Annotated in this window: 19 protein-coding genes; 8 read left to right on the plus strand and 11 right to left on the minus strand. The window is 67.7% G+C overall.

The genetic code is table 11. The annotated features are described in order from the left end of the window. Positions 1-33 precede the first annotated feature (33 nt). Positions 34-795, plus strand: coding sequence for an ankyrin repeat domain-containing protein (locus IPM73_09025; GenBank protein MBK8918171.1), 762 nt, complete (start codon positions 34-36; stop codon positions 793-795). An 89-nt stretch (positions 796-884) separates the two neighbouring features. Next, positions 885-1,238: an EthD family reductase gene (locus IPM73_09030; GenBank protein MBK8918172.1), complete on the plus strand. Its 354-nt coding sequence runs from the start codon at positions 885-887 to the stop codon at positions 1,236-1,238. Positions 1,239-1,289: 51 nt separating this feature from the next. On the opposite strand, the gene IPM73_09035 is transcribed toward IPM73_09030, so the two are convergent. Further along, the gene (locus IPM73_09035) at positions 1,290-2,750 is read right to left on the minus strand and encodes an NAD-dependent succinate-semialdehyde dehydrogenase (GenBank protein ID MBK8918173.1); all 1,461 of its coding nucleotides are present in this window, start codon (positions 2,748-2,750) and stop codon (positions 1,290-1,292) included. A gap of 121 nt (positions 2,751-2,871) precedes the next feature. Between IPM73_09035 and prfB the strand changes: the two genes are divergently transcribed. From prfB to IPM73_09050, 3 genes are all read left to right on the plus strand, one after another. Beyond that, positions 2,872-3,976, plus strand: a protein-coding gene (gene prfB, locus IPM73_09040) for a peptide chain release factor 2 (protein ID MBK8918174.1) whose coding sequence is annotated in 2 segments (ribosomal slippage) — positions 2,872-2,952 and positions 2,954-3,976 — 1,104 coding nt in all. Because the reading frame shifts where the segments join, the coding sequence is not laid out codon by codon here. 16 nt (positions 3,977-3,992) lie between these two features. Beyond that, positions 3,993-5,210: a hypothetical protein gene (locus IPM73_09045; protein ID MBK8918175.1), complete on the plus strand. Its 1,218-nt coding sequence runs from the start codon at positions 3,993-3,995 to the stop codon at positions 5,208-5,210. A 77-nt stretch (positions 5,211-5,287) separates the two neighbouring features. Further along, a complete protein-coding gene (locus IPM73_09050) occupies positions 5,288-5,638 on the plus strand; it encodes a cupin (GenBank protein ID MBK8918176.1) in 351 nt (116 codons plus the stop codon). Between the two features lie 34 nt (positions 5,639-5,672). On the opposite strand, the gene IPM73_09055 is transcribed toward IPM73_09050, so the two are convergent. From IPM73_09055 to pqqA, 7 genes are all read right to left on the minus strand, one after another. After that, positions 5,673-6,476, minus strand: coding sequence for a peptidylprolyl isomerase (locus tag IPM73_09055; protein ID MBK8918177.1), 804 nt, complete (start codon positions 6,474-6,476; stop codon positions 5,673-5,675). Further along, the gene (locus IPM73_09060) at positions 6,431-7,318 is read right to left on the minus strand and encodes a dihydroorotate dehydrogenase (GenBank protein MBK8918178.1); all 888 of its coding nucleotides are present in this window, start codon (positions 7,316-7,318) and stop codon (positions 6,431-6,433) included. The genes IPM73_09055 and IPM73_09060 overlap by 46 nt, the downstream gene beginning before the upstream one ends. Continuing rightward, on the minus strand, positions 7,315-8,379 hold the full coding sequence (gene serC, locus IPM73_09065) for a 3-phosphoserine/phosphohydroxythreonine transaminase (GenBank protein MBK8918179.1): 1,065 nt from the start codon (positions 8,377-8,379) through the stop codon (positions 7,315-7,317). The genes IPM73_09060 and serC overlap by 4 nt, the downstream gene beginning before the upstream one ends. Next, the gene (locus IPM73_09070; protein MBK8918180.1) at positions 8,379-8,885 is read right to left on the minus strand and encodes a urate hydroxylase PuuD; all 507 of its coding nucleotides are present in this window, start codon (positions 8,883-8,885) and stop codon (positions 8,379-8,381) included. Before IPM73_09070 ends, serC begins: the two co-directional genes overlap by 1 nt. A 90-nt stretch (positions 8,886-8,975) precedes the next feature. Then, the gene (gene pqqE, locus IPM73_09075) at positions 8,976-10,109 is read right to left on the minus strand and encodes a pyrroloquinoline quinone biosynthesis protein PqqE (protein MBK8918181.1); all 1,134 of its coding nucleotides are present in this window, start codon (positions 10,107-10,109) and stop codon (positions 8,976-8,978) included. Then, complete coding sequence (gene pqqD / locus IPM73_09080; GenBank protein ID MBK8918182.1) at positions 10,078-10,371, minus strand: pyrroloquinoline quinone biosynthesis peptide chaperone PqqD; 294 nt, start codon at positions 10,369-10,371, stop codon at positions 10,078-10,080. The genes pqqE and pqqD overlap by 32 nt, the downstream gene beginning before the upstream one ends. 102 nt (positions 10,372-10,473) lie before the next feature. Next, entirely contained in the window at positions 10,474-10,548 is a 75-nt protein-coding gene (gene pqqA / locus IPM73_09085) for a pyrroloquinoline quinone precursor peptide PqqA (GenBank protein ID MBK8918183.1), read from the minus strand. Between the two features lie 305 nt (positions 10,549-10,853). Here pqqA and IPM73_09090 point away from each other — a divergent pair, with 305 nt between their 5' ends. The 3 genes from IPM73_09090 (at position 10,854) to IPM73_09100 (ending at position 16,274) form a co-directional block, all read left to right on the plus strand. Further along, positions 10,854-11,342, plus strand: coding sequence for a hypothetical protein (locus IPM73_09090; GenBank protein ID MBK8918184.1), 489 nt, complete (start codon positions 10,854-10,856; stop codon positions 11,340-11,342). Positions 11,343-11,441: 99 nt separating this feature from the next. Continuing rightward, complete coding sequence (locus IPM73_09095; GenBank protein ID MBK8918185.1) at positions 11,442-13,928, plus strand: hypothetical protein; 2,487 nt, start codon at positions 11,442-11,444, stop codon at positions 13,926-13,928. Between the two features lie 474 nt (positions 13,929-14,402). After that, complete coding sequence (locus tag IPM73_09100) at positions 14,403-16,274, plus strand: hypothetical protein (GenBank protein MBK8918186.1); 1,872 nt, start codon at positions 14,403-14,405, stop codon at positions 16,272-16,274. A 968-nt stretch (positions 16,275-17,242) separates the two neighbouring features. On the opposite strand, the gene IPM73_09105 is transcribed toward IPM73_09100, so the two are convergent. From IPM73_09105 to IPM73_09115, 3 genes are read right to left on the minus strand one after another with little or no spacing between them, the layout of a single operon-like run. Beyond that, a complete protein-coding gene (locus IPM73_09105; GenBank protein ID MBK8918187.1) occupies positions 17,243-18,745 on the minus strand; it encodes an HlyD family type I secretion periplasmic adaptor subunit in 1,503 nt (500 codons plus the stop codon). Further along, the gene (locus tag IPM73_09110; protein MBK8918188.1) at positions 18,681-20,861 is read right to left on the minus strand and encodes a type I secretion system permease/ATPase; all 2,181 of its coding nucleotides are present in this window, start codon (positions 20,859-20,861) and stop codon (positions 18,681-18,683) included. Before IPM73_09110 ends, IPM73_09105 begins: the two co-directional genes overlap by 65 nt. Positions 20,862-20,914: 53 nt before the next feature. Beyond that, entirely contained in the window at positions 20,915-22,795 is a 1,881-nt protein-coding gene (locus IPM73_09115) for a hypothetical protein (GenBank protein MBK8918189.1), read from the minus strand. Positions 22,796-22,800 lie beyond the last annotated feature (5 nt).

Raw genomic sequence — 22,800 nt, forward strand, 5'->3', positions numbered from 1 at the left:
TTAACGTTTCCCCGGCCGAAGCTCATAATTCCCATGCTCGTTCCGCCCCACGCCGCCCCCGTCCCAACCATGCGCCCCACCGATCAGCTCATCGCCGCCCTGCGGGCCGGCGACCCCGCCGCCGTCAATGCCGCCCTCGAAGCCGGGGCCGACCCCAACCTGGCCGACAATATCGGCATCCCCGGCCTGCCCCTGCGTATCGCCGCCTACAACGGCCACCTGGACATCATCCGCAGCCTGGTTTCCCGCGGTGCCGAGGTCAACCTGCCACGCAGCGACAACCGGGCCGAAAGCCTGCTGGCCGTCGCCCGCCGCGGCGGCAAGAAGGATGCCGTCCGCCTGCTGGTGGAACTGGGGACCGAAATTCCCGCCGGCCTGGACATCGGCCTCACTCTGGCCGAAAAACTCGCGGCCCAGGGCATCGCTAACCGGGCTGGCCGTGAGGCCGCCCGCGCCGCTTCCGCTGCACCGCCTTCCGAGGGGGCGCCGCGGCCTGCCGCCGCCGACCCCGCCCAGCCCCCTGCCGCCCCGGCGCCCCTTTCCGCCCCCCCCTCGCCGGCGCACCCCGCGCGCGCGCCTTTCGCGCCGGAAGTGCCGGAATGGATGGCCAAGGCCGGCGCCGAAATCGAGGAAATCGACCTGCAGGGCTGCTACGGCGTCGACACCAACGCCCTCAACGCCGACATCATGCGCATGGCCAACCGGGACGCGCCCCCCGAAGTGTCCAAGGAACCCGAGGTCGAGGCACCGCCGCTCGATTTCGGCATCAAACGACTCTGGAAGAAGAAGGAATAGCGGTCGCGCCCCTGGCCCGGGGCTTGTGCGCCCTCCGCCTGCGGCAGCGCGATCCGTTTTCGTAGCCCAACCCACAAGGAAGCATCGCCATGATCAAGGTATCCGTGCTCTACCCCAACGCCCCGGGCAGCCACTTCGACCTGGAGTATTACTGCAACAGCCACATGCCCATGGTGCGCGACAAGCTGGGGGCGGCCTGCAAGGGCATCGCCGTCGATGCCGGCGTTGCGGGTGAAGGCGGCGGAGCGCCCTTCGCCGCCGTATGCCATCTGTTCTTCGACACCGTGGAGGCCTTCCAGGCTGCCTTCGGCCCCCACGAAGGCCCCATCATGGCCGACATCCCCAACTACACCGACGTGGCCCCCCAGGTCCAGATCAGCCAGGTGATCATCAACGCCACCCGCAGCAACACCGGCGAGCTGCACCTGCACCGGGCCGACTGAGCGCCTATTACCGCTCCCCGGCCGATGGGGCCGGGGACGCGGCCGAGCGGGTCAGAAACCCAGCCCCCCCAGGCAGACGTACTTCATCTCCAGGTATTCGTCGATGCCGTAGCGGGAACCCTCGCGGCCGATGCCGGATTCCTTCACCCCGCCGAAGGGCGCCACCTCGTTGGACAGGATGCCCTCGTTGACCCCCACCATGCCGTATTCCAGGCGCTCCGCCACCCGCCAGACGCGGCCCAGGTCACGGGCGTAGAAGTAGGCGGCCAGCCCGTAACGGGTGGCGTTGGCCAGTTCCACCGCCTCGTCCTCGCTCCCGAAGCGGAAGAGCGGCGCCACCGGCCCGAAGATTTCCTCGTTGGCCAGAGCCATGGCCGGCGTGACGCCGGTGAGCACGGTGGGGGCGAAAAAGTGGCCCCCCCGGGCATGACGGCTCCCGCCCACCAGGGCCTGCGCGCCCCGGGCCAGGGCATCGGCCACCAGACGTTCCACCTTATCCACCGCGGCGGCGTTGATGAGCGGCCCCACCTGGGTTTGCGGCGCAAAACCGTCGCCGACCGACAGCGCCGCGACCGCTTGTGCCAGACGGGCGGCAAAGGCATCGTGAATGCCCTCCTGCACCAGGATGCGGTTGGCGCAGACGCAGGTCTGGCCGGCGTTGCGGTATTTGGACAGCAAGGCCCCCCGCACGGCGGCGTCGAGGTCGGCGTCGTCGAAGACGATGAAGGGCGCGTTGCCCCCCAGTTCCAGGGAAAGGCGCTTGACCGTCCCGGCACACTGGGCCATGAGGCGCTTGCCCACCGCGGTGGAACCGGTGAAGGACAGCTTGCGCACCACAGGGCTGGCGGTCAGCGTCTCGCCCACCGCGGCCGGGCGCGCCGTGGTCACCACGTTGAGGACACCGGGGGGAATCCCCGCCCGGGCCGCCAGTTCGGCCAGGGCCAGGGCGCTCAGCGGCGTCGCCTCGGCCGGCTTGACCACCGAGGTGCAGCCCGCGGCCAGGGCCGGCGCCACCTTGCGGGTCATCATGGCGAGGGGAAAATTCCACGGCGTGATGGCCGCCGTCACCCCCACCGGCTGCTTCAGCACCAGGAGACGCCGCTCCGTCGCCGGCGAGGGAATCAGGTCGCCATAGACGCGCTTGCCCTCCTCGGCGAACCATTCGACGAAGGAAGCGCCGTAGGCCACCTCGCCCCGGGCCTCGGCCAGGGGCTTGCCCTGCTCCAGGGTCATCAGGGCGGCCAGATCCTCCGTGTGGGCGAGGATCAGATCGTGCCAGCGGCGCAGCACCGCCGCCCTGTCCTTGGCCGTGCGCCGCGCCCAGGCCGGCAGGGCCGCGGCGGCGGCGGCGATGGCGGCCTCCGTCTCCCGCACGCCCAGGTCAGCGACGCGGGCGATTTCAAGGCCGTCGGCCGGATTGTCGACGGCGAAGCTCGCGCCGTCGTCGGCCTCGACCCAGCGGCCGTCGAGGTAGGCCCTGGTCTTCCAGAGGGAGGGATCGTTCAGCTTCACGGTGTCTCGGGGGATGGCTTCCAGCCAGCACTTTAGCGCAGGAGCCCGGAGCGTCAATCGCCCGGGATGCCGACCGCCCCGGCTATAATTGCCGCTTTGCAACATTTGCGGAACGAACTCCATGGAAGCAGAACGCCAGAACAGCATCTCCTACGCCCTCGACGACCTGGCGCAGCGCGCCGCCGATCTGCGGAGGTATCTTTGACTACGATCACAAGCGCGAACGCCTGACCCTCCTCAACCAGGAACTGGAAGACCCCAAAATCTGGGACGACGCCCAGCGCGCCCAGGACCTGGGGCGGGAAAAGAAATCCCTGGAAAACATCGTGCTGGTGCTGGAAGAAGTCCAGGCCGGCATCGACGATGGCCGTGAACTCTTCGCCCTGGGCAAGGAGGAAGGCGACGACGACACCCTGCTCTCGGTGGAAGCCGACAACGCGGGCCTGGAAGAAAAAATCGCCGCCCTGGAATTCCGCCGCATGTTCAACAACCCCCAGGATCCCAACCCCTGCTTCCTGGAAATTCAGGCCGGCGCCGGCGGTACCGAGGCCCAGGACTGGGCTTCCATGCTGCTGCGCATGTACGTCAAGTACGGCGAAAAAAAAGGCTTCGGCGTGGAGGTCATGGAGGAGTCCGAAGGCGACGTGGCCGGCATCAAGAGCGCCACGGTCAAATTCACCGGTGATTACTGCTACGGCACCCTGCGTACCGAAACCGGCATCCACCGCCTGGTGCGCAAGAGCCCCTTCGACTCCAACGCCCGCCGCCACACCAGCTTCACCTCGGTCTTCGTGTATCCGGAAGTCGATGACTCCATCGAGATCGACATCAACCCGGCCGACGTGCGCACCGACACCTTCCGCGCCTCCGGCGCCGGCGGCCAGCACATCAACAAGACCGACTCGGCGGTGCGCCTGACCCACATCCCCACCAACATCGTCGTCCAGTGCCAGAACGACCGCTCCCAGCACAGGAACCGCGACGAAGCCTGGAAGATGCTGCGGGCCCGCCTCTATGAGCACGCCTTGCGCAAGCAGCAGGCCGAGCAGCAGAAGCTGGAAGACGCCAAGTCCGACATCGGCTGGGGCCACCAGATCCGCTCCTACGTGCTGGACCAGTCCCGCATCAAGGATCTGCGCACCAATTACGAAGTGGGCAACACCCAGGCCGTCCTCGACGGCGACCTCGACGCCTTCATCGAGGCCAGTCTGAAGCAGGGCGTCTGAGCAGCAGCCCCATCCCATGAAACGCCTCGCCCTCCTGCTCCTCGGCCTGCTGGTCGGCGTCGGCGTCCTGCTGGCCCTGGCCCTGGAGGGCGAACCCCTGGTCCTGCGGGGCGAAGCCCTCAATCCCCGCGCGGTCGGGCAGGCCATGGATCTCTTCAAGGCCAACGATCCTCGCCACTTCCGCCGCGGCGAAACCCGCGAAGTGGCCCTGCCGGCGACCCTGCTCGACGAGGCGGCCAATTTCCTCGCCGGGCGCTACCTGAAGGGGCGCGGCGCCCTTTCCCTCACCGACACAGCGGTGGAACTGCGCTTCACCCGTGCCCTTCCCGCCGGGCGCTACCTCAACCTGCGCCTCGCCCTGGCCCTGGGGGAGGGAGAGCCGCGGCTGAGCAGCGTTTCCGTCGGCCAGCTTCCCCTGCCCGCCGGACTGGCGGAGCAAGGCCTCACCGCCCTGCTCGCCCGCTTCAACCGCGATGCACAGTGGCACAGCGCCAAGGGCGCCGTGCGCGCCCTGGCCCGCGACGCCGGGGCCAATGCCCTGGTGGTGCGCTACGTCTGGGAACCGGACCTCCTGCGCCAGGCCCGCAGCGTGGCCCTGGATCCCGCCGAGGTGGCCCGCCTGGAGACGGCCCAGAAGGCCCTCGCCGCCCTGGTGGACCACCGCGCTGCGGGCAGCCCCGTCCCCCTGGCCGAAATTCTCAAGCCCCTCCTGGCCGACGCCCGGGATCGCCCCGGCCGCAAGGCGGCGCTCCTCGTCCTGGCGGTGTATCTGTACGACAAGGATCTCGCCGCCCTGGTCCCGCAAGCCAAGGCCTGGCCCCAGCCGCGCCGGGTGAATCTGGTGCTGGCCCGCCGCCACGACAGCGCCCAGCACTTCGGCGTCTCGGCCGCCGTGGCTGCCTGGGCGGGGGAGCCGGCCGCCGACGCCGTCGGCCTTTACAAGGAACTGGAAGACGCCCGCCGGGGCAGCGGCTTCTCCTTCGCCGACCTGGCCGCCGACCGGGCCGGAACCCGCTTCGGCGAAGCCGTGGCCAGCGCTTCCCCGCGCCTGGAGGCCGCCCTGGCCGGGCCGTTCGGCGAGGCGGATTTCATGCCCTCCCTGGCCGACCTGCCCGAATTCCTGCACCAGCCCGAATTCAGCCGCCGCTTCGGCGGCCCGGGCAGCCCGGCCTATCGCCGCCTGGCGGACGAAATCGAGCGCCGCATCGCGGCGCTCCCCCTGCACGGCGCGTAGTCGCCTCATCCGCGCATCGCGCCATGCCCAGCGCCCCCACCCAAGGCCCCATCCGGTCCGACCCGGCCCCAGACGCCCTGGCCAGCGCACCGGGTGCAGGCAACCTCCTGACCGACCTTCCGGCCCCCGGCGGCGAGGAGCACTTCGCCCCCCTCTTCGCCCGCCCCGGCCTGAAGGTCGAGCGCATCGTGTCCACCGGCCAGGCGAGCCCGCCGGGTTTTTGGTACGACCAGGCCTGGGACGAGTGGGTAGTGCTCCTGCAAGGCGCCGCCCGGCTGCGCTTCGCCGACGAGGCCGCAGCGCGGCCCCTGGGTCCGGGGGATTTCATCGCCATCGCCGCTCGCCGCCGCCACCGGATCGAATGGACCGATCCCCACCAGGCCACCGTCTGGCTGGCGATCCACGCCCAAGCGCCGGACGGGACGTAAAGGTCGCGGCCTTGCCAGGAGGCCTGCCTAGGGGCTACTCGAGGGGCAGCCCGGGCCCCGGAGGGGCCGGCGAGGTGTCGCCGAAATCGACTCCGCTGATCTGCGCCGAGGCAATCAGCCCTGCCACGTACTCCCGCTGGGCCAGGGTGTCCCGCCGATCGGCGAGGTGTTCGCGGATGCGATCGGCGACGATTTCGAAGGGCAGTACCCGCCCCCGCACGCAATGGTCCACCTGGATCAGATGAAGCCCGAAGCGGGTTTCCACCGGGTTGGGCAGGAGCCCGGCGCGGCCGAAGGCCACCAGGGCGGACCAGAATTCCGGCACCACGGAGCCGGCGGACAGTTGCCCCAGCTGCCCACCCACCTCGGCGCTGGTGCAGGCCGAAACCTGGCGAGCGGCGGCTTCGAAACCCTCGGGATGATCCTTGAGCCGCAGCAGCAGGTCGGCGGCCTGCCGCGCCCGCTCCTTGGCGCCCTCGTCCCCCGCCCGGGTATCGAACAGGATGTGGCGCACCTGGAACAGGTCGCCGCTGGAAAAACGGTCCGGGTTGCCCTCGTAATAGCGGCGGACCTCCTCTTGCGAGACGGTCTCCCGGGGAATCTCGGCGGCGAGTAGACGCTCGATGGCCGCCGCCTCGTCCTCGGCCTCGATGCCCGCCACCACGGCCCGCTGGCGCAGGAGTACCTGGACGGCCAGCGCCCGGGCCGCCGCGTCGCGGGGCTTGGGGGAATCGGCGAAATCCGGGGTGGCGGCGGCGATGGCGTCCTCCGGGATGGTTTCCCCGTTGACGATCACGGGGCGGGGCTTGCGGCTATAGAGCTTGACGACTTGATCCATGATGACCGGGCGCGGAGCAGCGCATGAGCTGAGGGGTCTGGCAGGATAGCACCGCAGCGCCAGGCCCGGTTGATCTCGCCGATGAGGGCCGGCCCGCGCTGCACCAGGCCGCGGTGGATCTGGACCAGGTCCGCCCCCGCCGCCCGCCGCGCCAGGGCCTCCCGGGCCGATGCGATCCCGCCGACGCTGACCAGGGCGATGCCCGGCCCGAAGTGGCGGCGCAGGGCGCCCAGGACGCCCAGCGGATCGGCGCTGCCCTCGGCGGCAACCAGGATGCCCCGGGCGCCGGCGGCCACCCACCGGGCGGCGGCTTCCACCGGGTCCGGCCAGCCGGAACCCAGCTTGACCAGGAGCGGCCGCCGGCCGGCCTCGGCTGCGGCGACCGCCGCGACGACGGCGGCGAAACGGGCCGCCGAGGGGCAGTCCCGCCCGGGGTTGAGACAGAGGGTGTCGGCCCCGGCGCCATGCGCGCGCCTGGCCTGGAGAAAGGCGAGCTCGGCGCTGGGCCAGGGGACCGCCTGGGGCTTGCCCAGACTGACGCCGCGGCGCGCCCCTCCGGTTTGCGCCCGCTGCGGCGGGACCCGCCGGGCCTGCCCGGCGAAGACCGTGCCCGCCTCGACCGCGCCCAGACCCAGGGCCCCGGCGCCGTCGAACAGGCGGCCGTGGCGGTCGAATCCTGCCGCCAGACCTACCGGGCCGGGATAGACGAGCCCCAGGACAGGCACGGGGGGACCGGGCGCGGCAGTGTCCCCGGCGGCCAGGAGGTCGAGGAGGCGCCAGCGGGTACGCAGGGCAAGACGTGAAAGGCGCGCGGCCGGAAGAAGCGCGCCGGCCGCCATCAAGCTGCCAGTCCGATGGCGGCATAGGCGCCGAGGAAACCCACCAGGGCCGCCACGGCGTCGTCGGAGAGGCCGTTGTACAGGCTCACCCGCACCCCGCCCACGTCGGGATGCCCCTTCAGGTCGTGCAGCCCCTCGGCCTGGGCGGCGGCCAGGAAGGCCGCAGTGGCGGCCTCGTCGGCCAGACGGAAACAGGGATTGATGCGGGAGCGAAGGTCCGGGGGAACCCAGGCGCGATAGGCCGGGTTCTCGTCCACCGCCCAGTACACCGCCGTACTGCGCCGCCGGGCCGCCGCCGCCATGGCGGCGACGCCCCCCTGGGCCTCGATCCAGCCCAGCATGGCGTGCAGCACGAAAATGGCGAAGACGGGCGGTGTATTGACCCGGGAATCAGCGGCGGCCTGCACGCCGTAGTCGAGCACCCTCGGCGTGGTCGGCGCGGCGCGGCCCAGGAGGTCTTCGCGCAGGATCACCACCGTGAGGCCGGGAACGCCGATGCTCTTCTGGGTGCCGGCGTAGGCCAGGGCGACGCGGTCGAAATCGATGGGCCGGGTGAGGAAGTCGGAGGTCATGTCCACCGCCAGGGGTACGGGCAGGGCCGGGACCTCGGCCCACTGCACGCCGTCGGCGGTTTCGTTGCTGGTCAGGTGGCAGTAGGCCGGGGCCTCTTCCCCCAGCCAGCCGTCGTAAGCGGCAAGACCGGCCACGGGCAGGGTGAGCACCGGACCGTGGCGGGCGGCCTCGTCCCGGGCGCGGCGGGACCAGTGGCCGGTATCCAGATAGACCGCCCGCCCCCCGGCGAGAAGATTGAAGGGCAAGGCGGCGAACTGGGCCGTGGCACCCCCGGAGAGGAAGAGGACGCGAAAGCCCTGCGGCACCGCCAGCAGGCGTCGCAGGGCAATCTCGGTCTCCCGCTGCAGGGCCTTGAAGCGCTCGCAAACGAAGGACAGCCCCAGGATGGACCCGCTGCCCTGCCAGTCCAGGCACGCCTCGGCGACCGTGGCCGCCACGGCGGCCGGCAAGGGCCCCGCCGCGGCGCTGAAGCTGTAGCGGGGCCCGGCCATCAGTGGAAGATGAAGAGGCCGTGGGCCCCCGCCGCCATGAAGAACAGGAGCGGAATGGACAGCATGGTATTGACCCGGGCGGAGAGGAAGGTGCGCCGGGAGGCCTTGAGGCGCACGTCCAGCGGCGCCGCGACGAAACCCAGGACGCGCTTCTGGTTGGGCCAGAGGACGAACCACAGGTTGAGCACCATGATGACGCCGATCCACATGCCGAGGCCGATGGGAGCGAGATCGCCCTTGAGCATCACCGCCCCTTCCAGCCAGCCCCGCTGCCAGAGCATGAAGAGGCCGCTGCCCAGGGTGACCAGTGAAGCGTAGCGGAAGGTGCCGTGTTCCCGTTGCAGGAGGGCCTGCTGGCGGGGACTGTCCGGGTCGCTCAGATCGTCCGGGGAGAGGGGCACGTAGGTCGAACGGGTCACCGCCGTGGCGTAGTTGTGGCCGATCCAGACCAGGGCGCCGAGAAAATGCAGCACCCGGGCCAGGAGGTCGAGGAGAGCGGCGTCCATCAGCCCCCCTGGGTCAGACGCAGGACCAGTGTCAGCACCACGGTGAGCGCCACCCCCAGGAGGACGGCGTTCAGGGACGAGTCGAGAAGTCTAGACACAGCGGGCCGCCTTCTCGGTGCGCATGATGAGGGGCCGCGTTTCCCGCTCCGGCGCGTGGGCCTTGGCCACCGCCTCGCCGATGAGGTGATGGTGGGGCGACTTGGCACAGGCCGGGTCGGTGTTGCAGGCGTCGCCGGTGAGCAGGAAGGCCTGGCAGCGGCAGCCGCCGAAGTCCTTTTCCTTTTCGTGGCAGGAGTTGCAGGGTTCCTTCATCCAACCCTGGCCGCGGAATTTCTGGAAGGTGGGCGATTCGTCCCACAGCCAGGCCAGGGAGTGCTCGCGCACGGTGGGGAATTCCAGGCCCTCGATGAGGCGGGCTTCCTGACAGGGCAGCGCGGCGCCGTCCGGGGCCACGGTGAGGTGGATGGCTCCCCAGCCGTTCATGCAGGCCTTGGGGCGCTCCTCGTAGTAGTCGGGGATGACGAAGTAGATGGTCATCTTGTCCCCCAGGCGCTCCCGGGCGGCCTGGACGGTCTTTTCGGCGCGCTCGATCTGCTCCCGGGTGGGCAGCAGTTCGTCGCGATTGACCATGGCCCAGTTGTAATACTGGATATTGGCGAATTCCACGTACTCGACGCCGATATCCTCGGCCATGGCCAGGATTTCCGCCGTCTGGTCCACGTTCTGGCGGAAGACGGGCACGTTGAGCACCATGGGGAAGCCATAACGCTTCATCATCTTGGCCACTTCGATCTTCAGGTCGAAGGCCCGCGCCCCCACCAGGCGGTCGGTGAGGTCCCGGTCGCTGGACTGGATGGAAAGCTGAATCTGGTTGAGGCCGGCAGCCTTCAAGGCCGCGAGGCGGGTTTCATTGACCCCCACGCCGGAGGTGATGAGATTGGTGTAGTAGCCCAGGCGGCTCGCTTCTCCCACCAGTTCTTCGAGATCGTCCCGCAGCATGGGTTCGCCGCCGGTGAAGCCCAGTTGCAGGGCGCCCAGTTGGCGGCCTTCCTTCAGCACGCGCTTCCACTCCTCGGTGGACAGCTCGTTGCTGCCACAGGCGTCAAAATTGACCGGGTTGCTGCACCAGGGGCACTTCAGGGGGCAGCGATAGGTGAGTTCGAGCACCAGCCAGAGCGGCTTGCCCTGGCCGTCAAGCCTGACGACGGATCCATCCTTTGGCACGGAAAACCTCCAGAAACTTGTAGACGCCCTCGGCCACGCGCAGGTCGTCGCCGGGGTAGGTGTGTTGCAGGTCGCCGACCATTTCGGCGACGGTACGCTGACCGTCGCAGCGCTTGATGATCTCGCCGGCGGTCTCGTTGAGCTTGACGATACCCTCCGGGTAGAGGAGGACGTAGGCCTGCTGCGTCTCCTCCCAGCGGAAGAGGTACATCGGGTTGAGGGCGAAGCGGTCTTCGGCCGCGGGAACTGCGGGGTCGGTCATGAATCCGATCTCCAGGAATCAAAAAGCCCGGTGGCCCCGACCCACCGCGCCGAACATACGGAACGGAGGGCTTGGCGGAGCCGGGGCCGTGCTTACATCGCCTTAGCGAACGTAAACGTAGGCGGTGACTTCGAAGCCCAGACGAATGTCGCAAAAGGCGGGATCAATCCACTGCATGTCGTACTCCTTGATGTGTAAAGGTTGTAAACGGGGCAACGCGGCGCAGGCCACGACCCCGCAGCCATGGTGCGCCGGGGCTCCGGGGGCGCCCTCCCCCGCGCCTTGAGCCGGGGCTGGCGAGTTTCTGCATTCCCGCCTGGCGAAATTCATGATTTTTCGCTTGGCGGCCGCCATCGCCCACTTGCTTGACGCCGATCAAGGACGCGCAGGGCATTTTTCCGAGCCGTCCGCTGGCGCTGCCTATAATGGCGCCCTCGCCCTCCTTCCTTCGGCCTACACCCTTGCGCCAGCCTTCATCGTCCTTGTGTCGCTCCCGTCTGGCCGGCTTCCCGGGGGGGCTCGCCAGCCTCGCGGTGCTGCTCTACGGCCTCATGATCTTCCATCAGCGTTCCCTGGAGCCCCCGGTCCTGGCGCTGCAGTTCGTCTACAGCCGGGCCGACTTCGCGGAAATCCTGGGGCGCTGGGGCGCGGGGGCCGCGTTGCTGCCGGCCAACCTGCTCATCGATCTGGCCTTCGTGCTGGCCTATGGCCTCTTCGGCCACCGTCTGGCCACCCGCACCCCCCTGGCCACGGCCCTGCCCGCCCCCCTGCGCCCCGGCTTTGCGGCGCTTCTCCCCGCGGCGGCCGGGTTCGACGCCCTGGAGAATGGGCTGGAGTTTTACCTGGCCGCGCACCTGGAGCGCGCCGCCGACGCCCTCTTCCTCGTGGCCGGCCTGGTTTCCGGAGGCAAGTGGGCGCTGATCGCGCTCTTCGTCGCCCTGGCGGTCGGCGCCCTGCTGCGCCCCCGCTGAAGACCTGCCCCGGCGCCTATGCCGTGGCTATAATCGCCCTTCCGCCCTTCCGCCCTTCCGCCCTTCCGCCTTTCCTCTCCCCGCGCCCCCGGAGCCTCCATGCTGCGCCCTGCCCTCGCCGCCCTCCTGATCGCCCTTCCTCTCTTCGCCCACGCCGCCGCCGTGCGCCAGTTTTCTCCCCAGGGCCAGATCGACCAGCAGGTGCGGGCCACCGCCCGCTTCACCGACGACATGGTGCCCCTGGGCCAGCCCGACGCCCCGGCACCCTTTGACGTGGATTGCGGCGGCGTGGCGGGCAAGGGCCGCTGGAGCGATACCAAGTCCTGGACCTATCTGCTCGACCGGCCCCTGAAGCCCGGCGAGCGTTGCGACTTCCGCCTGAAGCCCGGCCTCAAGGCCGGCAACGGCGATGGCGTGCGCGGCGAACCCGGCTACGCCTTCTTCGCCCCCGGCCCCTGGCCCCGCTCGCTCATGCCGCGGCCCGGGGACCGCATCGAGGAGGATCAGGTCTTCCTCGTCGAAGCCAGTGGCGCCCTGAAGCGCGAATCGGTGGAAAAGTACGTCTGGTGCGAAGCCGACGGCGTCGGCAATCGCATCCCCGTGCGCCTCCTGAGCGACCAGGCGCGGGATGCTGCCCTGGCCACCGTGCACCGCTCCGCCAACCCCGGCAGCCTGGGGCTGGCCTGCACCACGGCGCTGCCCGCCGGCGCCCGCATGAAGCTGGTCTGGGGCAAGGGCGTCGAAGCCGAAAGCGGCGCCAAGGCCACCCGGGAGGAAAGTTTCCTCTACACCGTGCGGGAGCCTTTCAAGGCCAGCTTCTCCTGCGAGCGGGAGCGGGCCAATCAGCCCTGCTCCCCGCTTTCCGACCTGCGCCTGGAATTTTCGTCCCAGCTCGAGCGCAAGGTGCTGGACAAGATTCGCCTGGTGACGCCGGAGGGCCCCCGCACGCCCGCCGCCGACGACCAGGGTGGCGGCCAGAACACCGGCAGCGGCGTTGTTTTCCCGAAGCCCTTCCCCCAGAACGCCGAACTGCGCCTGGAAATCCCCGCCGACGTGAAGGACGAGGCCGGGCGGCCCCTGAGCAATGCCGGCAGCTTCCCCCTCAAGATCAAGACCGGCACCCTGCCGCCCCTGGCCAAGTTTCCCGGCAATTTCGGCATCCTGGAACTGAAGGAAGGCGGCATCCTGCCCGTCACCCTGCGCAACGTGGAGACGGCCCTGCCCACCCGCAACCTGCAACTGCCCGCCCATCGCTTCGCCGACCAGCGCCTGACCGACGACGCCGACGTGCTGGGCGCCATGCGCGCCCTGGCCAAGTTCGAGCAGCAGACCAAGACGACCAAGAGCGGGAGCGGCAAGGACGCCGTCGAGACCTTCGACCCTTACTACGCCCGGGAACTGCCCTTCCTCAAGGACCGCCGCGGCGTGGTGAGCCGCGACCTGCCCAAGCCCAGCGCCAGCCAGGAATTCGAAGTGATGGGCATCCCCCTGGAAAAGCCCGGCTACCACATCGTTGAAATCGAGAGCCGGCTCCTCGGCGCCGCCCTGCTGGCCAGTCCCAAGCCCATGTACGTGCGGGCCGCCGTGCTGGTGACCAACCTGGGCGTGCATTTGAAGACCGGCCGCGACAACGGCCTCGTCTGGGTCACCACCCTGGATAGCGGCAAGCCGGTGGCCGGGGCCGAAGTCCGCGTTTCCCGCTGCGATGGCACCGAGCTGTGGCGGGGCCGTACCGACGACCAGGGCCGCGCCCTCATCGAGCGGGGCCTGCGCGACGAGCGGGGCTGCGAGAGCGACTTCTTCCTCTTCGCCAGCGCCCGCCTGGGGGACGACTACAGCTTCGTCCGCTCCGACTGGCAGGAGGGCATCGAGCCCTGGCGCTTCGGCGTCGAAACCTGGGGCGAGGCGACGCCGCGCAAGATCCACAGCATTCTCGACCGCCCCCTGTTCCGGGCCGGCGAAACCGTTTCGCTGAAGCACATCGCCCGGGACCGCAACAGCCGCGGTTTCGCCACCCCGGACGCCAAGGGCTTGCCCACGGAAATGCTCATCCAGCACGACGGCAGCGGCGACGAATTCCGCCAGCCCCTCGCCTGGGACGCCCGCGGCACGGCGACCAGCACCTGGAAAATCCCCGCGGCCGCCAAGCGGGGCCGCTACATCGTCATGCTCATCGGCGGCGACCGCAACCGGGAGGAAAGCGGCGAATTCCGCGTTTCCGATTTCCGCCTGCCAGTCTTCGCCGGCAGCATCCAGGGCGTGCCGCCCCGTCAGGTGGCGCCCAAGGACGTGCCCCTGGCCCTCGGCCTCTCCTTCCTCAACGGCGGCGCCGCCAAGGGGGTGGAAACCGAGGTTTCCGCCACCCTGCGGCCACGCTGGCCGGAGTTCAAGGGCTTTGAGGCCTTCCGCTTCCAGGTGGATTTCGACCAGGAGGGCCTCGGCGCCTTCGCGGTGGATAGCGGCCGGGAGAGCGAACAGCTCATCTCCGACAAGGTGCCCGTCACCCTCGACAAGGCGGGGGCCGGCAAGCTTTCCGTCACCCTGCCCGAGCGGGTCAAGGGGCCGAGCGAGGTCACGCGGAAATGACCTTCCCCGACCCCAATGGCGAAATCCAGACCATCCACGGCACCGTCGAACTGTGGCCGGCCGCCGTGACCGCCGGCATCCGGGTCAAGGACTGGGTGGCGGCCAAGAGCCAGGGCGGCGTGGAAGTCGCCGTCCTCGACACGGCGACCAAGAAACCCCGGCCCGACGTGGCGGTGAAAATCATCGCCAAGCGCCGCATCGACTATTCCCACAGGAAGCGCGTCGTCGGCGGCTTCTACGCCTACGAGCACCATACCGAATTCGCCGACCTCGGCGAGCTGTGCGCCGGTCGCACCGACTCCCGCGGCCTCCTGCTGTGCGAACCCAAGGTCGAGGTCGCCGGCAACGTCTATCTCCTGGCCGAAGCCAGGGACGCCCAGGGCAACGTCGCCCGGGCCGGCACCAGCTACTGGGTGGCCGGGAGTGGTGGCAACTTCGGGGACACCTGGTTCCACCGCCGGCAACCAGGACCGCATGGACGTCATCCCCGAAAAGCGCAGCTACGCCCCGGGCGAGAAGGCGCGGCTCCAGGTACGCCTGCCCTTCCGCGAAGCCACCGCCCTGGTCTCCGTCGAGGCCGACGGCGTCATCGACACCTTCGTGCAGCCGCTCAGCCGCTACAAGCCGTACATCGACCTGCCGGTGAAGGCGGAATGGGGCCCCAACGTCTTCGTCTCGGTACTGGCCGTGCGCGGGCGGGTGCAGCCGGTGAAGTGGACTTCCTTCTTCGACTGGGGCTGGCGCGAGCCCATGGCCTGGTTCAAGGAATGGTGGAACCCTACACTGCCCACGGCCATGGTCGATCTGGCCAAGCCCGCCTACAAGGTGGGCCTTGCCGCCCTCGATGTGGGCATCGACGGCTTCCGCCTCAAGGTCGATGTCGCCCCGGAAAAGGCCGATTACCGCCCCCGGGATACGGCCAAGGTGCGCGTCAAGGTCACCCAGCCCGACGGCAAGCCGGTGCCGGCGGGCACCGAGGTGGCCCTGGCCGCGGTGGACCAGGCCCTGCTGGAACTGCGTCCCAACGAGAGCTGGAAGCTCTTGGAAGCCATGCTGCCACGGCGCGGCTACGAAGTGCAGACCGCCACCGCCCAATCCCAGGTCATCGGCAAGCGCCACTTCGGCAAGAAGGCCGTGCCCCCGGGCGGCGGCGGCGGCCGCGCCCCGGCCCGCGAATTGTTCGACACCCTGCTCCTGTGGAACCCCCGCGTGGTGCTGGACGGCAGCGGCAGCGCCACGGTGACCGTGCCCATCAACGACTCCCTCAGCGAATTCAAGGTGGTGGCCGTGGCCGCCGCCGGCACCAGCCTCTTCGGTACCGGCAGCGGCAGTTTCCGCACCAGGCAGGATCTGCAGATGATCTCCGGCCTGCCGCCCCTGGTGCGGGAGAAAGACCGCTTCGCCGCCCTGCTGACGCTGCGCAACGGCACCGCCAAGCCCATGACCGTGCACCCTCAGCGCCAAGGCGGGCGGCAAGACCCTGGAAGCCAAGGACGTCAAGCTCGAAGCCGAGGGCGCCGCCGAAGTCGCCTGGAACGCCGAAGCCCCCGACAACGCCACCGCCCTCGACTGGGAGTTCGAAGCCGACGACAGCGCCAGCGGCGCCAAGGACCGCCTGAAGATCACCCAACAGGTCGCGCCTGCCGTGCCGGTGACGGTGCAGCAGGCCAGCTTCGCCCGCATCGAAGGCAAGCTCGAATTGCCGGCGGTCCTGGCCGCCAACGCCCTGCCCGGCCGCGGCGGCATCGAAGTCGGCCTCTCCCCGCGCATTTCCACGCCGCCGCCCGGGTTGAAGCGCTTCTTCGAGGAATACCCCTTCGTCTGCCTGGAGCAGAAAACCTCCGTCGCCATCGGCCTCAGAGACGAGAAGCGCTGGCAGCAGGTGGTCGAAGCTCTGCCCACCTACCTGGACGGCAACGGGCTGGCCCGCTATTTTCCCGGCGACCTGCCCGGCAGCCCCAGCCTCACCGCCTACCTGCTGGACGTCAGCCAGGCCGCCGGCTTTGCAATCCCGCCGGACATCGCCGGGCGCATGGAGAAAGGCCTGCTGGCCTTCGCCGAGGGTCGCATCAAACCCGAGCACTGGGCGCCCACCAACGACCTGACGGCAAGGAAACTCAGCGCCCTGGAAGCCCTCACGCGCCGCGGCCACAAGCCCCTGGGCGTCATCACCAGCCTCGACCTGGAGCAGCCCATGCGCCTGCCCACGGCCGCCCTCATCGACTGGGTTCTGGTCGCCAGGCGCCTCACCGAACTGCCCGACCGCGCCCCGCGTCTGGCCGCCGCCGAGCAGGAAATCCGCAATCGCCTGAGCTACCAGGGCGGGCGCCTGGCCTTCACCACTGAGGCCAGCGACTATTGGTGGTGGCTCATGGTCAGCGGCGACACCAACGTCTTCCGCCTCATCGAGGCCGTCATCGACGAACCGGGCTGGAAGGACGACCTGCCGGCCCTCGTCCAGGGCGCCATGCTGCGCCAGGTGCGCGGGCGCTGGGTGACCACCACTGCCAACGTCTGGGCCACCATCGCGCTGGAGGCCTTCGGCAAGAAGTTCGAGAAGGAAACCGTCGCCGGCGCTACCCGCGCCGCCCTCGGCAAGGGCACTCCGGTCAGCCACGCCTGGTCGGCCGGCGATACCGCCACCCTCACCCTGCCCTGGCCCGCCAAGCCCGCTGCCGACGACAAGCTGGCGATCTCCCACGAAGGCAGCGGCAAGCCCTGGGCCAGCGTCCAGGTGCTGGCCGCCGTTCCCGTCACTGCCCCCCGCACCCTGGGCTACCGCATCAAGCGGGAAGTGACGCCGGTGACCCAGAAGGTGGCCGGCAAGACCAGCCGTGGCGACGTCCTGCGGGTTCGCCTCAGCGTGGAAGCCGACCAGGACATGGCCTGGGTGGTGGTCAACGACCCCATCCCCGCCGGCGCCCGCATCCTGGGCGACGGCGACGGCCGCGACTCCCACATCGAGAGCCGCAACGACGGCACCCGCGGCAACGCCTGGCCGGCCTACGTCGAACGCACTTTCAGCGCCTACCGCGCGTACTACGCCCGCGTGCCCAAGGGTAACTTCTCGGTGGAATACACGGTGCGCCTCAACAACGCCGGCGACTTCGCCCTGCCCGCGACAAGGGTGGAAGCGATGTATGCACCAGAGGTTTTCGGGGAGGTGCCGGGGGGGCGGATCACCGTGGAGAAGGAATGAGGATGATGCACACTGTATTTATCCCGCTGGGGGTTTCTGTGTGGTCAGCGGTGGATAGGCGTTTCCATCGGTGGGCAGCGGTTGCCAGGGGTAGCAATTTTCCCAGGGTGCGATCTCATCTCTCTCGAAGACTCTCGTCCTTGTATTGCAATAGCGGGCTAAGAAAATATTCGATCACTCTTCGGTGTGCGGTTTTCACCTCCACCGTTACCGCCATCCCCGGCGAAAGGTTGACCGTCTTGTTCTCCACCGGGATCGTCGCCCGCGCCAGATTCACGCGCGCCTGGAAGATGAGCCCTCGCTTCTCGTCATTGAAGGCATCGCTGGACACGCTCACCACCTTGGCGTCTATCGTGCCGTACTTGGTGAAGGGGAAGGTCTCCACCTTGACCACCGCCTCCTGTCCCGGATTCACGAAACCGATGTCCTTGTTCTCGACGTAGGCCTCGACTTCGATCGGGTTGCCCTTGGGCACCACCATCATCAGTTGCTGCGCTGGCGTCACGACACCACCGACCGTGTGCACCGCCAGTTGCTGCACCGTGCCATCCACGGGGGCGGTCAGGGTCATAAGTTTGCCGCGCGATTCCGCCTTGATCAGTTCCTGCCCGTAGGTCGTCGCCTTCTGCTCGGCTTCGTTCAGGCTGTCCAGCGCCATCCGCTTGGTTTCGGCGATCAGCGCCGTGCGTTGGCCTCTCCCCTCCAGCAGGGCCGCCGTCAGTTCCTTGATGCGGCTACGCTGAGTTGCTAAATCCGCTTCCTGTTCGATGCGGATCTGCTCTTTCTCCAGGTAGCCGTGCCTGGAGATGAAGTTCTTCTCGACCAAGCCCTTGAAGTCCTGGGCGCGCTGGCGGGCGATGTGTGCAGTCTGTTCGAGCTTCCTCACGATCTCTTGGGTGGAGCGCAGTTCCGCCTCCCGCTTGGCGATATCGGCGTCGATGCGGGCGAGTTTCGCCTGATATTCGCCATACTGTCCGTCCAGCATTCGCTGATCCTGAGCCAGCCGATTCGCGTCGACATCCGATAGAGGGCCGACGAGGGGCGCCTTGCCGAAGGAAATCGATGCCAGCAGCGCCTTGGCCCGCGCCGCCTGTAGGCGGGCCGTGATCACCTCGTTGGCGACGCGCGTGGTATCGGCGGTGGTGTTCGTCGTATCGAGTTCGATCAGCACCTCGCCGGCCTTGACCACCTGGCCGTCGCTCACCCTGATGGCCTTGACGGTGGCAGTTGCGATCGGCTGGATCACTTTGGTGCGATCGTTGGGCACGATCCTGCCGTGGGCAACAGCGACCACATCCATGTGGCCGAAGACCGCCCACAACAAGGCGATGAAGGCGAAGGCCATCAGCAGCCACATGGCAATGCGCGGTGCCGGCGAGACTGGCGTCTCCTGAAGCTCCAAGGCCGCCGGCAGAAATTGGGCCTCATGTGGCAGCCGCGGCCGGGAATCGAGGTTCTCCCGCTCGCGCCAGGTGTGACGGAAGACGGCGCCGTAGCGTTTCAAAAGGTCGAGGAGGGCCTGCAAGCGCAGCGTGAGGGCTTGGCTGATTCCGCTACCCCATCTGCAGGCGATGCAGGCGCGAGTAATACCCGGCCTCCTGGGCCAGCAACTCGGCATGCGTGCCCTGTTCCACGATCCGCCCCCGGTCCAGGACGATGATGCGGTTGGCGTCCCGGACGGCGCTGAGTCGGTGGGCTATGATGAGCACCGTCCGCCCCTGGCAGATCGCCTTCATATTTGTCTGGATGATGCGCTCAGACTCATAGTCGAGCGCACTGGTCGCCTCATCGAAAATGAGGATGCGGGGGTTAGTGATCAGTGCTCGGGAGATGGCGATGCGCTGACGCTGGCCGCCGGAGAGCGTCGCCCCGTGCTCGCCCACAACCGTATCGTAGCCTTCGGGCAATTCGAGAATGAAGTCATGCGCACCGGCCAACTTCGCCGCGCCAATCACCGCCTCCATCGGCAGCCCCGGATCGGCCAGGGCGATGTTCTCGCGGATCGTGCGGTTGAAGAGCATGTTTTCCTGGAGGACCACGCCGATCTGGCGCCGCAGACTGGAACTGTTAGCCATGGCCAGATCGACGCCATCGACCAGCACCCGGCCACGCTCGGGGAGATAAAGACGCTGGGCCAGCTTGGTCAGGGTGCTCTTGCCCGAACCGGAGCGGCCGACGATGCCGATTACCTCGCCGGGCCGGACGACCAGGCTGATGCTGCGTAGCACTTCCGGGCCGTCCGGCCGGTAGCGGAAAACCACCTGATCGAATTCGATGCGCCCGGTGATCGGCGGCAGTGTGCTGCGGTTGGCGTTGGCCACTTCGGTGCGGGCGTTGAGAATGTCGCCCAGGCGCTGCACCGAGATGCCGGTCTGCTGAAAATCCGTCCAGAGTTGGGCAAGACGCATGACCGGGGTGGCGACGCGTCCGGCTAGCATGTTGAAGGCAATGAGCTGTCCAACGGTCAGGTCGCCATTGATGACCAGGCGCGCCCCCAGCCACATGGTGGCCACCGTCACCAGCTTGCCGATAAGCGATACACCCTCGTGCGCTACTGTTCCCAAGGCCGTGGTGCGGAAGCCCGCCGCCACGTAGGCCGCCATCTGGTTGTCCCAGCGGCGGGTCATCTGCGGCTCGACGGCCATTGCCTTGAGGGTGTCGATGCCGTTGATGGTCTCCACCAGGAAGGCCTGGTTCTCAGCGCCCCGGTTGAATTTTTCGTGCAGGCGGGCACGCAGCAGGGGGGTGATCAGGATGGACAGCATCAGGTAGCAAGGCAGCGACAGCACCACGATCAGGGTCAGCCAGCCGCTGTAGTAGAGCATCACGGCAATGAACACCACCGAGAAGAAGAGGTCCAGCACCAGGGTAATGGCGTTGCCGGTGAGGAACTGGCGGATGTTCTCCAGTTCCCTTACGCGCGCCACGGTGTCACCTACCCGGCGGGCCTGGAAGTAGGCCAGCGGCAGGTTCAGGAGGTGACGGAACAGCCGGGCACCGAGTTCCACGTCAATGCGGCTGGTGGTATGGGCGAAGACGTAGGTTCTCAACCCGGAAAGGGCTACCTCGAAGATCATGACCACCAGCAGTCCAAAGGCGATCACATCGAGCGTGGTGAAGCCGCGATGGACCAGCACCTTGTCCATGACCACCTGGAAAAAGAGCGGGGTGACCAAGGCGAAGAGTTGCAGGACGAAGGAGACCAACAAGACCTCGCCAAGCAGCTTGCGGTATTTGACGACGGCCGGGATGAACCAGGTGAAGTCGAACTTGGCGAGCTCGCCGGCCAGCGATGCGCGGGACGTAAACAGAATCAACTGCCCGGCCCAACGCTCGGCGAAATCTTCCACACTCAGGACTTGCGGCCGTTCGACACGGGGATTCTGGATCAGCACCTGGTCGCCTTCAACGCGGGCCAGGACAAAGAATCGCCCCTCCTTGTCGACGGCAAGGGCTGGCAAGGGAGTGCGCTCCAGACGTACGTAGTCCGTCTGGACAACCTTGGCCTTGAGCCCCAAGCGTTTGGAAGCCAGCAGAACTTGGGTAATGTCGAACGGGCGACCGTCGACCTGGAATTCATGGGCGAGTTGGTCCGGATCGGCGGCGATGTTATGAAAGCGCGCCAGCATGACAAGGCCTATCAGGCCCGTATCCGGCTGAGGCGTGGTTCTCGGGTTCGACCCCGGATTCTCCTCGTCGGTGATAAGCGTCAGGGGTGGCGTTTGGTCAGTCATGAAAGCAACCCCCCCACCCGAAGGCGAGGGAGTCCGAATATAGCGCTTGCAGGTTACTGCCAATTGGCAGCGATCACCGGCGCCAAGGCATCCTGGTAGTTCTGTGGCAGGGTCGTCTGACCAGCGGCCGGCGGAGCGAAAGCGGCCATGGCCTGCACGAGGACTTCGACCTGAGTATCAAGCAGTACCTTTCCATCCCCGACTGTCAATTGCTCAACGTGGTAGGTCGAACTGGTATACCAGTTCTCGATCGTCAGCTTGTCGGTAGTGCCGATCACACTAACTTCCAGGTTGTTCCCGGTATGGCGCAGCCAGATCTGATCCGTGGAAATTCCATTCAGAAACTGAACCACGTCAGTGTTTCCAACCGTTGCGTCATTTTCACTCGCCGTGTCGTTACCATAGCCGCGACCAATAACATAGGTGTCGTCACCCGTTCCGCCCATCAAGGTATCTGACCCAGCCTTTCCGTCCAAGGTGTCATTGCCAACTCCACCATTGAGAACGCTGGCCGCAGCATTGCCGATGAGCACGTTGTCCAGAGCATTGCCCGTAAGGTTGTAGGCCACGGCGTTGATCAGCGTGCCATTCTCAAGGTTGGCCCCCAGAACGTAGCCGCCCCCCGCCGTCGCAATGCTAACCTTCACCAGGTCGGTACCTTCTTCCGCCACCTCGGTCACGGTGTCCGTCAGAACATCGATGGTGTAGGTGTCGTCGCCGAGACCGCCTTGCAGAATGTCGTTGCCGGCACCACCGTCTAGGGTGTCGTTACCCGTGCCACCCACCAGGGTGTTGGCTGCGGCGTTGCCTATCAGGATGTTGTCCAGCGCATTGCCTGTCAGGTTGTAGGCCACCGTGTTGGTCAGCGTGCCATTCTCAAGGTTGGCTCCCAGAGCGTAGCTGCCCCCCGCCGTGGCGAGGCCCACCTGGATCAGGTCGATGCCTTCCTCGACGTTCTCGATGACGCTGTCGCCCGCATTGTCCAGGACGTAGGTGTCGTTGCCCGCGCCGCCCACCAGCGTATCCGCACCCGCGCCACCGTTGAGGACGTTGGCCGCGGCATTGCCGGTGAGCACGTTGTTCAGGGCATTGCCCGTAAGGTTGAGCAGTACGCTCCCCGTGCCAACAGCATCGAGATTGTCGACTTCGGCACCCAGCGTGACGGTCGCCACCGTGGACAGCACGGTCCCACCACGCAGAACCAAAGTATCTACGCCACCACCCGCTACTTCGGTCACGGTGTCCTGCAGCCCATTGGTCGCCGTCAGGTCAACCACGTAAGCGTCGTTGCCCGCTCCACCCACCAAAGTGTCAACCCCGGCACCACCATCCAGCGCGTTGTTGCCTGTGTTGCCGGTGATCGTGTTGTTGAGCGCGTTCCCTATACCGACAAGGTCCACACCTCCGGTCAAGGTGAGGTTCTCAACATTGCTGCCTAGCGTGTAGTTGACACTTGATTGCACCACATCGATTTCGGTGCCTACCGTCGAGCTCTCAATGACGACGTCGCCGTCATTGTCGACGACATAGGTGTCGTTGCCCGCACTACCCACCAGGGTATCCGCACCCGCGCCACCATTGAGAACGTTGGCCGCAGCATTGCCGATGAGCACGTTGTCCAGAGCATTGCCCGTAAGGTTGTAGGCCACGGCGTTGATCAGCGTGCCATTCTCAAGGTTGGCCCCCAGAACGTAGCCGCCCCCCGCCGTCGCAATGCTAACCTTCACCAGGTCGGTACCTTCTTCCGCCACCTCGGTCACGGTGTCCGTCAGAACATCGATGGTGTAGGTGTCGTCGCCGAGACCGCCTTGCAGAATGTCGTTGCCGGCACCACCGTCTAGGGTGTCGTTACCCGTGCCACCCACCAGGGTGTTGGCTGCGGCGTTGCCTATCAGGATGTTGTCCAGCGCATTGCCTGTCAGGTTGTAGGCCACCGTGT

Source organism: Betaproteobacteria bacterium (genome assembly GCA_016720065.1).
In the GTDB taxonomy this organism is placed as follows: domain Bacteria; phylum Pseudomonadota; class Gammaproteobacteria; order Burkholderiales; family Rhodocyclaceae; genus SSSZ01.

Excerpts from the sequence above, each read along its gene's own strand:
- IPM73_09025 (MBK8918171.1), top strand. The coding sequence starts at position 34 with ATGCTCGTTCCGCCCCACGCCGCCCCCGTCCCAACCATGCGCCCCACC.
- IPM73_09030 (MBK8918172.1), top strand. The coding sequence starts at position 885 with ATGATCAAGGTATCCGTGCTCTACCCCAACGCCCCGGGCAGCCACTTC.
- IPM73_09045 (MBK8918175.1), top strand. The coding sequence starts at position 3,993 with ATGAAACGCCTCGCCCTCCTGCTCCTCGGCCTGCTGGTCGGCGTCGGC.
- IPM73_09055 (MBK8918177.1), bottom strand. The coding sequence starts at position 6,476 with ATGGATCAAGTCGTCAAGCTCTATAGCCGCAAGCCCCGCCCCGTGATC.
- serC (MBK8918179.1), bottom strand. The coding sequence starts at position 8,379 with ATGGCCGGGCCCCGCTACAGCTTCAGCGCCGCGGCGGGGCCCTTGCCG.
- IPM73_09070 (MBK8918180.1), bottom strand. The coding sequence starts at position 8,885 with ATGGACGCCGCTCTCCTCGACCTCCTGGCCCGGGTGCTGCATTTTCTC.
- pqqD (MBK8918182.1), bottom strand. The coding sequence starts at position 10,371 with ATGACCGACCCCGCAGTTCCCGCGGCCGAAGACCGCTTCGCCCTCAAC.
- IPM73_09095 (MBK8918185.1), top strand. The coding sequence starts at position 11,442 with ATGCTGCGCCCTGCCCTCGCCGCCCTCCTGATCGCCCTTCCTCTCTTC.
- IPM73_09100 (MBK8918186.1), top strand. The coding sequence starts at position 14,403 with ATGGACGTCATCCCCGAAAAGCGCAGCTACGCCCCGGGCGAGAAGGCG.
- IPM73_09105 (MBK8918187.1), bottom strand. The coding sequence starts at position 18,745 with ATGCCGAGTTGCTGGCCCAGGAGGCCGGGTATTACTCGCGCCTGCATC.
- IPM73_09110 (MBK8918188.1), bottom strand. The coding sequence starts at position 20,861 with ATGACTGACCAAACGCCACCCCTGACGCTTATCACCGACGAGGAGAAT.